General features: G+C 76.4%; 1 protein-coding gene (running past one end of the window). It reads left to right on the top strand.

The window, feature by feature from the left end:
• On the top strand, positions 1 to 11,202 hold the 3' end of the coding sequence (locus GA0070606_RS29195; protein ID WP_091108353.1) for a type I polyketide synthase. 18,609 nt of this gene lie to the left of the window's left edge; only the last 11,202 of its 29,811 coding nucleotides appear in the window; the start codon falls outside the window, past its left edge; the stop codon is at positions 11,200 to 11,202.
• Positions 11,203 to 11,497 lie beyond the last annotated feature (295 nt).

Raw genomic sequence — 11,497 nt, forward strand, 5'->3', positions numbered from 1 at the left:
CCGTTCTCGTTCGAGGGCGTGCAGGTGCACGCCTCCGGGGCGGCCCTGCTGCGGGTACGCCTGAGCCGCGACGGCTCCGGGCTGCGACTGGCCGCGTACGACGAGTCGGGAGCGCCGGTCGTGTCGGTGGACTCCCTCGCCCTGCGAGAGCTGACCGGCGTGGCCGCGCCGGGCGTGGCGTCGCGGTCGCTGTTCGAGCTGCGGTGGCCGCTGGTGGAGGCCGCGTCCACCGGGGAGCTCTCCGGATGGGCGCTGGTGACCGGCGGCCAGGAACTGCCGGCACCCGTCGGAGTGCCCACGTACCCCGACGTGGCGACGGTCGCGGGGGAGGAGTCCGTCCCCCGGACGCTGCTGCTGCCGGTGTTCCCCACACCCGGCTCGGCGACGCCGGAGTCGGTCGGGGCGGTGACCTCGGACGTGCTGGCGACGCTGCGGTCCTGGCTGGCGGCGGACGCCTTGGCGGAGTCGCGGCTGGTGGTGGTGACCCGGGGCGCGGTGTCCGTCGGCGACGACGACCGGGTGACCGACCTGGGCGGTGCGACGGTGTGGGGTCTGCTGCGTTCGGCGCAGTCGGAGCACCCGGGCCGCGTCGTCCTCGCGGACGTCGACGGCGACCTGGATGCCGCGCTGGTGGCCCTGCTGGACGGCGTCCTGCGGGAGCCGGCCGCGACCGGCGGCCAGCTCGCCGTCCGCGGGGGTGCGGTGTATTCGCCGCGCCTGGTCCGGGCCGGCATCACGGCCGCGCAGACGCCCCGCCTGGGCGACGGCGCGGTGCTGGTGACCGGCGGTACGGGCGCGCTCGGCGCGCTGGTCGCGGAGCACCTGGTGTCGGCGCACGGCGTGCGGTCGCTGGTGCTGGTGTCGCGGCGCGGTCCGGAGGCTGCGGGCGCGGGTGAGCTGTCCGAGCGGCTGACGGCGTTGGGCGCGTCCGTGCGGATCGTCGCCGGTGACGTGACCGACCGGGACCAGGTGTTCGGTCTGGTGGCCGAGATCGGTGCCGGGGGTCGCCTGGCGGGTGTGGTGCACACGGCCGGTGTCCTGGACGACGGTGTCGTGGAGGGGCTGACGGCCGAGCGTCTGGCGGGGGTGTTGGCGCCGAAGGTGTCGGCGGGTTGGTTCCTGCACGAGGCGACGGCGTCGCTGGACCTGGATCTGTTCGTGGTGTTCTCGTCGGTGGCGGGTGTGTTGGGTTCGCCGGGGCAGTCGGCGTACGCGGCGGGCAACGCGTTCCTGGACGGGCTTGCGGTGTGGCGGCGGCAGCTCGGGCTGCCGGCCGTCAGCCTCGCATGGGGCATGTGGGACACGGACGGCATGGCGGCGTCTCTCGACGAGGCGGATCGGGCGCGGTCGGCACGGGCGGGCCTCACCCCGATGAGCGCCGAGACCGGTCTGGAGCTGTTCGACGCGGCCCTGGGCGCCGGCCGGCCGGCCCTGGTGCCGGCCGTGATCGACGTTCCCGCGCTGCGGGCGGCGACCTCCGGCGGCCCCGTGCCGGCCGTGCTGCGCACCCTGATCGGCGTGACCGGCACCCGCCGCCAGGCGGGGCAGGGCGGTGGCGGCTGGGCCGAGCGGCTCGCCGGGCTGACCGAGGACGAGGGCCGCGCCCAGGTCGACGTGCTGGTGCGGGGCCTGGTGGCGCAGGTGTTGGGGCACGGCGGCGCGGAGGCGGTGCCGGCGGACCGGGCGTTCCGGGAGTTGGGCTTCGACTCGCTGACGGCGGTGGATCTGCGTAACCGGTTGAACGCGGCGACGGGGCTGCGGTTGGCCTCGACGTTGGTCTTCGACTACCCGACCCCGGCCGTGCTCGCCGAGCACCTGTGGTCGGAGCTGGCCGGCGTTCGCGCGTCGGCCGCCGGCCCGGTCGCCGGTGTCATCGTCGGCACCGACGAGCCGATCGCCATCGTCGGCATGGCCTGCCGCTACCCGGGCGGGGTGGAATCCCCCGACGAGCTGTGGGCGCTGCTGGCCGGCGGCGGGGACGGGATCTCCGAGTTCCCGGCGGACCGCGGCTGGGACCTGGAGTCGCTGTTCGACCCGGACCCCAACCGCAGCGGTACGTCGTACACGCGCCACGGTGGTTTCCTGTACGGGGCGGCCGAGTTCGACCCGGCCTTCTTCGGTATCTCGCCGCGTGAGGCCCTGGCGATGGATCCGCAGCAGCGGTTGCTGCTGGAGGCGTCGTGGGAGACGTTCGAGTCCGCCGGGCTGGACCCGCAGCGGCTGCGGGGCAGCCGGACGGGCGTCTTCGCCGGGGTCATGTACCACGACTACGCCTCCCGCCTCATGGAGCAGCCGGGCGAGGTGGAGGGTTACGTCGGCACCGGCACCTCCGGCAGCGTCCTCTCCGGCCGGGTCGCCTACACGTTCGGGCTCGAAGGTCCGGCGGTCACCGTCGACACGGCGTGTTCTTCGTCGCTGGTGGCGCTGCACCTCGCCGCGCAGGCGTTGCGGTCGGGTGAGTGCGATCTGGCGTTGGCCGGTGGTGTGACGGTGATGGCGACGCCGGGGACCTTCATCGAGTTCTCGCGTCAGCGTGGTCTGTCGGCCGACGGCCGGTGCAGGTCGTTCGCGGCGTCTGCCGACGGCACGGGCTGGTCCGAGGGCGTCGGCGTGTTGCTGGTGCAGCGGCTGTCGGACGCGCAGCGCGAGGGCCGGCGGATCTACGCCGTCGTGCGGGGCACTGCGGTGAACCAGGACGGCGCGTCGAACGGTCTGACCGCCCCGAACGGCCCGTCGCAGCAGCGCGTGATCCGGCAGGCCCTGGCGAACGCCCGGCTGACCCCGGCGGACGTGGACGCGGTCGAGGCGCACGGCACGGGCACCACCCTCGGTGATCCGATCGAGGCGCAGGCGTTGCTGGCCACGTACGGGCAGGAGCGTCCCGTCGACCGTCCGCTGCTGTTGGGGTCGATCAAGTCGAACATCGGGCACACGCAGGCCGCCGCCGGTGTCGCCGGTGTGATCAAGATGGTCATGGCGATGCGCCACGGCCTCGTCCCGCCGACCCTGCACGTGGACGAGCCCTCCCCGCACGTCGACTGGACCGCCGGGGCGGTCGCCCTCGCCACCGAGCCCACCCCGTGGCCGGTCGTGGGTCGGCCGCGTCGGGCGGCGGTGTCGTCGTTCGGGATCTCCGGCACCAACGCGCACGTGATCATCGAGCAGCCGCCGGCCGAGACGATCGAGGGCGAGATCGTCGCCCGGGACGTGCCGCCGGTCGTACCGGTGCTGCTCTCCGCGCGCTCCGACGCGGCCCTGGCCGGCCAGGCGGGCCGGTGGGCGCGCTGGCTCGCCGCCGACGAGGCCGCGCGTCCGTTGGACGTCGCCTGGTCCTCGGTGACCACCCGGCCCGCCCTGGAACAGCGCGCCGTCGCCGTGGTGACCGACGGCAACGACCTGCTCGCCGCGCTGCGGGCACTCGACGCGGGCGAGCCCTCCGGGGCCGTCGTGACCGGCTCCACCGCCGTGCGCGGCCAGCTCGCGTTGCTGTTCTCGGGTCAGGGTGCGCAGCGCGCCGGCATGGGCCGGGACCTGTACGCCGGGTTCCCGGCCTTCGCCGCCGCGCTGGACGAGGTGTGCGCGCAGCTCGATGCGCTGCTGCCGCGTCCGTTGCGGGAGGTGCTGTTCGCCGAGCCGGGCACCCCGGAGGCGGAGCTGCTGGACCAGACCGTGTTCACGCAGGCCGGGCTGTTCGCGGTCGAGGTGGCGCTGTTCCGCCTCGTCGAGTCGTTCGGAATCGTCCCCGACATGCTGGCCGGTCACTCGATCGGCGAGGTGACCGCCGCGCACGTCGCCGGGGTGCTGTCCCTGGCCGACGCGTGCCAGCTCGTGGCCGCGCGGGGCCGGTTGATGCAGGCGCTGCCGACCGGTGGCGGGATGCTGGCGGTGGCGGCGGACGAGGCGGCGGTGGTGGAGTCGATCGCCGGGCTGACCGACCGCCTCGGTGTCGCGGCGGTCAATGGTCCGGCCGCCGTGGTGGTGTCGGGTGCCGTCGACGCGCTCGACGAGGTGGAGCGGGTCTGGCGCGACCGGGGCGTGCGCACGCGCCGGCTCACGGTGAGCCACGCGTTCCACAGTCCGCTGATGGAGCCGATGCTGGCCGAGTTCCGGGCGGTCCTGGAGGGGTTGGCGTTCTCCGCGCCGCTGCTGCCGGTCGTGTCGAACGTGACCGGCTCCCTGGTCGGCGACGAGGTCGGCACCCCGGAGTACTGGGTGCGGCACGTGCGCGAGGCGGTGCGTTACGCCGACGGGATCACCGCCCTGCGCGAGGCGGGCGTCGACACGTTCCTGGAGATCGGGCCGCAGAGCGTCCTGACCGCGATGGCCGCCGACGTGCTGCCCGACGACGACGCCGTGCTGGCCGTCGCCGTGCAGCGGCGGGACCGGCCCGAGACGCAGGCGCTGCTGCACGCCCTCGCCGAGCTGCACGTGCACGGCGTGCCGGTGACCTGGCGGCAGTGGTTCGCCGACACCGGCGCGCGGCGGGTGGATCTGCCGACGTACGCCTTCCAGCACCAGCGCTACTGGCCGGAGGGCACGCCCGCGAAGCAGGCCGCCCCGGACGGCGGCGACACCGAGTTCTGGGCCGCCGTCGAGCGCGGCGACCTGGCCGCCCTCGCCGCCGAACTCGGCGACGACACCGAGGACCTGGACGCCCTCGGCCCGGCCCTGCCGCTCCTGGCGCGCTGGCGTCAGCACCGGAACCGGGACACCGCCCTGGACGGGTGGTCGTACCGGGTCGCGTGGGAGCCGGTGCGCCCGGCCCCGGCGACCGGGCTGTCCGGGCGGTGGCTGGTCGTCACCGTCGACGGCGGCGCCGACGCGGGCGTGGCGAAGACCCTCACCCAGGCCGGCGCCCGGGTGGACACGCTCACCGTGTCGTCCACCCTCGCCCGCGCCGAACTGGGCGAGCGGCTGGGCCGGATCAGCGGGGACGGCTGGGCCGGGGTGCTCTGCGTGCTGCCCCGGCAGGACCGGCCCCTGGCGCACACCCCGGCGATACCCGCCGGCGCGGCCGCCCTGCTCACCCTCACCCGGGCCCTCACCGACACCGGCCTGCCGGGACGGGTGTGGGCGCTGAGCCGAACCGCCATGCCGGTCACGGCCGGGGAGCGGGCCGGCGACGTCTGGGCGGCCCTGGCCTGGGGCCTGGGTCGGGTCGTCGCCCTCGAACAGCCCGACCGCTGGGGCGGCCTGGTCGACCTGCCCGACCGCGCCGACCGCGGCGCCCGCGCCGGGCTCGTCGCGGTCCTCGCCGACGGCACCCTGGACCAGGTGGCCGTCCGCCGCAACGGCCTCTTCGGCCGGCGGCTGGTGTCGGCCGCGCCGCCGGCCGGTTCGGGTTGGCGGCCCGCCGGGACGGTGCTGGTGACCGGGGGTACGGGTGCCCTGGGTCGGCACGTCGCGCGCTGGTTGCTGGCCAACGGGGCCGGCGAGGTGGTGCTCGCATCGCGGCGGGGTCCGGCTGCGCCGGGCGCGGCCGAGCTGAGGGCCGAGTTGGGCGCGGTGCGGGTGGTGGCGTGCGACGTCACCGACCGGGCCGCCGTCGACGCGCTCGTGGCAGACCTGCCCGGGCTGACCGCCGTCGTGCACACCGCCGGGGCGTCCGGCGGCACCACCCCGGCGTACGAGGTGACCGACGGCGAGCTGTCGGAGACCCTGGCCGGCAAGGTGCTCGGCGCCCTGCACCTCGACGCCGCCTGCCGGGACCGGGACCTCGACGCGTTCGTGGTCTTCTCCTCCGTCGCCGGCGTCTGGGGCGGCGGCGGGCAGGCCGGCTACGCGGCCGGCAACGCCCTGCTCGACGCGCTCGTCGCCGCCCGCCGGTCGGCCGGCCTGCCCGCCACCGCCCTGGCCTACGGCCCGTGGGCGGAGGACGGCATGGCCACCGGCGAGACGGCGGACGGCCTGCGCCGCCGCGGGTTCAGCCCGCTCGCGCCCGACGCCGCCGTCGCGGCGCTGGGCCGCTGGGTGAACGCCCCCGAGGCGGCGCCGGTGATCGTGGACGTCGACTGGTCCCGGTTCGTCACGGCGTTCACCGCCGCCCGGCCGAGCCACCTCTTCGACCGGGTCGCCCCGGCCGTCGCCGAGGAACCGGAGCGGCCGGAGAGCGCCGCCACCACCGACGCGCTGCGGGCCAGGCTCGCCACGCTGCCGGCGACCGGCCAGGAGGCGCTGCTGGTCGACCTCGTCCGCGCGGAGGCGGCGGCCGTCCTCGGTCACCCCACCACCGACCAGGTGCCGGCCGGCCGGGCGTTCCGCGAGCTGGGCTTCGACTCCCTCGCCGCCGTGCAGCTGCGCGACCGGCTGGGCCGGGTCACCGGCCTGACCCTGCCGTCGACAGTGGTCTTCGACCACCCGTCGGCGGCGGAACTGGCCCGCTTCCTGCGTACCGAAATCGTGGTCGACGCGGACGGCGGACCGGTCACCGGCGGCGCGGCCCCGGCCCGGCCGCCGGCGGACGAGCCGATCGCGATCGTCTCCATGGCCTGCCGCTTCCCCGGCGGGGTGTCCTCGCCGCAGGAGCTGTGGCGGCTGCTGGCCGACGGGGTGGACGCGGTGACGCCGATGCCCACCGACCGGGGCTGGGACCTCGACGCCCTGTTCGACAGCGACCCGGAGCGGATCGGCACCAGCTACACCCGCAGCGGCGGCTTCCTGCGGGACGTCGCCGGCTTCGACGCCGCGTTCTTCGGCATCAACCCGCGCGAGGCCCTCGCCATGGACCCGCAGCAGCGGCTGCTGCTGCACACCACCTGGGAGGTCTTCGAACGGGCCGGCATCGACCCGCACCGGGTCCGCGGCTCCGCCACCGGCGTCTTCATGGGCACCAACGGGCAGGACTACGCGACGCTGCTGCTGGGCGCCCGCTCCCAGGTGGAGGGCTACCAGGCGACCGGCAACGGCGCGTCGGTGGTCTCCGGCCGCCTGGCGTACTCGTTCGGGCTGCACGGCCCCGCCGTCACCGTCGACACGGCCTGCTCGTCGTCGCTGGTCGCGCTGCACCTGGCCGCACAGGCGCTGCGCAGCGGCGAGTGCGACCTCGCACTGGCCGGCGGCGTCACGGTGATGTCGACCCCGGGCGCGTTCCTGGAGTTCTCCCGGCAGCGCGGCCTGGCCGCCGACGGGCGGGTCAAGGCGTTCGCCGAGGCCGCCGACGGCACCGGCTGGGGCGAGGGCGTCGGCGTCCTGCTGCTCCAGCGGCTCTCCGACGCCCAGCGCGACGGCAACCGGATCCTCGCCGTCGTACGGGGCAGCGCCGTCAACCAGGACGGCGCGAGCAACGGCCTCACCGCCCCGAACGGGCCCGCGCAGCAGCGGGTCATCCGGCAGGCGCTGGACAACGCTGGCCTCACCCCCGGTGACGTGGACGTCGTCGAGGCGCACGGCACCGGCACCACCCTCGGCGACCCGATCGAGGCGCAGGCGCTGCTGGCCACGTACGGCAGGGAGCGCCCCGCCGACCGGCCGCTGTGGCTCGGATCGGTCAAGTCGAACATCGGCCACACCCAGGCGGCGGCGGGCGCGGCGAGCCTGATGAAGATGGTGCTGGCCCTGCAACACGGGGTGCTGCCCGCGACCCTGCACGTGGACGCGCCGACCCCGCACGTCGACTGGACCTCCGGCACGCTGGCGCTGCTCACCGAGGCACGACCGTGGACCGCCACGGACGGGCCGCGCCGGGCCGGCGTCTCCTCGTTCGGGATCAGCGGCACCAACGCCCACGTGATCATCGAAGAGGCCCCGCAGCCGGTCGCCGCCGCCGAAGGGCCAGAATCGACCGGCGGGCGCGGCGAAGCGCCACGCGACCAGCGCGCCGTGGCCCTGCCGTGGCCGGTCTCCGCCGCCGACCTGCCCGCGCTGCGCGCGCAGGCCGGCCGGCTGGCCGACCGGGTGGCGACGGACGCCGCCCCCGCCGACCTGGTCGCCTGGGCGCTCGCCGACGGCCGGGCCCACCTCGGCCGGCGGGCCACCGTGGTCGCCGCCGACCGGGAGACCCGGCTGGCCGCCCTGCGGGCCCTGGCCGGCGGGGAGGACCACCCCGCGCTGGTCACCGCCCGCCGGCACGGAGGTGGCCTCGCGGTCCTCTTCTCCGGCCAGGGCGCCCAGCGCCCCGGCGCCGGCCGGCAGCTGTACGACACGTTCCCCGTGTTCGCGGCGGCCCTCGACGAGGTCTGCGCGGCGCTCGACCACCAGCTGCCGCAGCCGCTGAAGCCGGTGCTGTTCGCGGCCGACGGCAGCGCCGAGGCGACGCTGCTCGACGAGACGGTGTTCACCCAGGCGGGGCTGTTCGCGCTGGAGGTGGCCCTGTTCCGGCTGGTCGAGTCGTTCGGCGTGGTGCCCGGGCACGTCGCCGGGCACTCGATCGGCGAGATCACCGCCGCGCACGTCGCCGGGGTGCTGTCCCTCGCGGACGCCGCCACGCTGGTGGCCGCCCGGGGCCGGCTCATGCAGGCCCTGCCCGCCGGGGGCGGGATGCTCGCCGTCGCCGCCGACGAGGCGGCCGTGGTCGAGTCCCTCGCCGGGCTGACCGACCGGGTCGGCGTCGCCGCCGTCAACGGCCCCACCGCCGTGGTGCTCGCCGGAGCCGTCGACGCCCTCGACGGGCTGGAGCGGACCTGGCGGGAGCGCGGCGTACGCACCCGGCGGCTGCGGGTCAGCCACGCGTTCCACAGCCCGCTGATGGAGCCGATGCTGGCCGAGTTCCGGACCGTCCTCGACGGGCTGACGTTCGCCGCGCCGCTGCTGCCGATCGTGTCGAACCTGACCGGGCGGCTCGCCGAGCCCGCCGAGATCCGTACGCCCGACTACTGGGTGCGCCACGTGCGGCAGGCCGTCCGGTACGCCGACGGGATCGCCGCGCTGCGCGACGCGGGCGTGGACACCTTCCTGGAACTCGGCCCGCAGGCGGTGCTGACCGCGATGACCGCCGGACTGCTGCCCGACGACGGCGGCACGGCCGTGGCGGCGCTGCGCGCCGGCACCGACGAGCCGACCGCCCTGCTCTCCGCGCTGGCCGTCGTGGACGGCACCGGACGCGACGTCGACTGGTCGGCGGTGCTCGCCGCGCTGGCCGGTCCCCGTCCGGATCCCCGCCGGCTGCCCGAGCTGCCGACGTACGCGTTCCGGCCGCAGCGCTACTGGCCGACCCTCGACGCGGTGCCGACCGCCGACCCGGTCGACGACGCGTTCTGGCGGGCCGTCACCGACGGCGACCTGGGCCGCCTCGGCCTCGACCCGGACCAGCCGCTGCGCGAGCTGCTGCCGGAACTGGAGTCGTGGCGGCGCCGCCAGCGCCTCGACGGCACCCTGGCCGGCTGGCGGTACCGGATCACCTGGGAACGCCGGGCGCTGACCGGCGCCGACCCCGGCACGTGGCTGGTGGTGGCCCCGCCGCACCAGGTCACCGACCGGGTGCTCGCCGCCCTCACGGCCGGCGCCGCGACGGTGCACCTGCTGACCGTCGACCCGGCCACCGCCACCCGCGACGGCCTGGCCGCCGACCTCGACCGGCTCGCCGCCGCGTACCAGCCGACGGCACTGCTGTCCCTGCTGGCGCTGGACGAGGCGCCGCACCCGGAGCAGACCGCGCTGCCGACCGGCCTGGCGGCGAACCTGCTGCTCGTGCAGGCGCACACCGGCCGCTCCGGCCCGGCCGTGCCGCTGTGGCTGGCGACCACCGGCGCCGTCGCCGTGGACGACGAACCGGTCGCGCACCCGACGCAGGCCACCACGTGGGGTCTCGGGCTCGTCGCCGCGCTGGAGCACCCCCGGCACGTCGGCGGAGTCGTCGACCTGCCGGCGGGTCCCGACGAGGCGGCGTACGCGGCCCTGGTCTCGGCGCTGGTCAACGTCAACGGGGAGGACCAGCTCGCCGTCCGGCAGGCCGGCGTGCACGCCCGGCGGCTCGTCCGCGACACCGGGCGGCCGGCGACGGGCGACGGCTACCGGCCGAACGGCACCGTCCTGCTCACCGGCGGGACCGGGGCGCTCGCCCGGCACACCACCGACTGGCTGGCCCGCCACGGCGCCGAGGTGCTCCCGCTGACCGAGCCGGCCACGGGCAAGCTCGGCGACCTGATGGAGCAGCTCGCCGCCGAGAGCCGGCCGGTGACCGCGCTCGTGCACGTGCCGGCGGAGACCGGCTCGGTGCCGCTGGGCGAGCTGACCCTCGCCGGCCTGGCCGCCGACCTCGCCGCCACCGTCGGCGACGTCCCGAGGTACGCCGACGAGCTGGCCCACCGGCCGCTCGACGCGTTCGTGCTGTGCACCTCCACGACGGGGGTGTGGGGCGCGGGCGGCCGGGCCGGCCAGTCCGCCGGTGACGCGCTGCTGCACGCGCTCGCGGCGAACCGGCGGCACGGCGGACTGGCGGCCACCGCCGTGGCGTGGGGCCCGTGGCACGACGATCCCGAGTCGGCCGAGCTGGCGCAACTGCGCAGGCGGGGCCTGCCGGGCCTGCCCCCGGAACTGGCCGTCGAGGCGTTCGGGCAGGCGCTGCGGGGCGAGGCGGCACTGGTGGTCGCCGACGTGCGCTGGGACCGGTTCGTGCCGACGTTCGCGTCGATGCGGCCGTGCCCGCTGCTGACCGGGGTCCCCGAGGCGGGCGCGGCGATGCCCGCCGACGACGACCACCGGCCGGCGGACGACGAGGCGGCCGCCGCGCTGCGGGAGCGGCTGCGCCCGCTGAGCCCCGGCGAACGCGAGGGCGTCCTCGTCGACCTGGTGGGTGGCCTCGCGGCGGCCGTACTCGGCCACACCGGGGGTGCGGGGCTGGAGCCCGACCGGGCGTTCCGCGAGGTCGGCTTCGACTCGATGACGGCCGTGGAGCTGCGCAACCGGCTCCGCGCCGCCACCGGCGTCCAGCTGCCCGCCGCCGTGGTGTTCGACTACCCGACGCCGGTGGCGCTCGCCCGGCACCTGCGCGACCGGCTCGCCGAGGACGGCGCCGCCGCGGCGGCCCCGCTGCTCGCCGAGCTGGAGCGGCTCGACGGCGTCTTCGCGGCCGACGCGCCGGACCGGCTGACCCGCCAGAAGCTGCTGGTGCAGCTCCAGGCGTTCGTGGCCCGGTGGGGCGACGAGCGTGGTCCCGTCGAGGAGAAACCGGCCTCGCACACCCTCGACGACGCCACCGACGCCGAGATCTTCGATTTCATCCACCGCGAGCTGGGCGGTCCCGGCGGCAATTTGCCGGGGCTGTAGAAATGGGGCGGCGCGACGGTTGTCGACGGTCGCGCCGCCCTCGCCGGGGCGGGGTGCCGCATCCGCCCGGCCACCGCCCGTGGGGAGGGTGCGCCGGGTCGTCAGCAGGGCGGGTCGGCCCAGCCTGCGCCCGTGTCGGCTAGGGGCACCCGTAGGGGCAGGCTAGGGGTTGTGACCGCCGTCCGGCGACAATTACCTTTCCTCCGGCGAGTAAGACCTGGTGCGGGCTGAAACGCTTTTTGTCTGGCAATTCGTGGTCGGCTGAATGGGTTTGGATCTTCGCGGCTTGTGGCGT

Origin of the sequence: Micromonospora citrea (genome assembly GCF_900090315.1) — a bacterium.
Lineage (GTDB): Bacteria > Actinomycetota > Actinomycetes > Mycobacteriales > Micromonosporaceae > Micromonospora > Micromonospora citrea.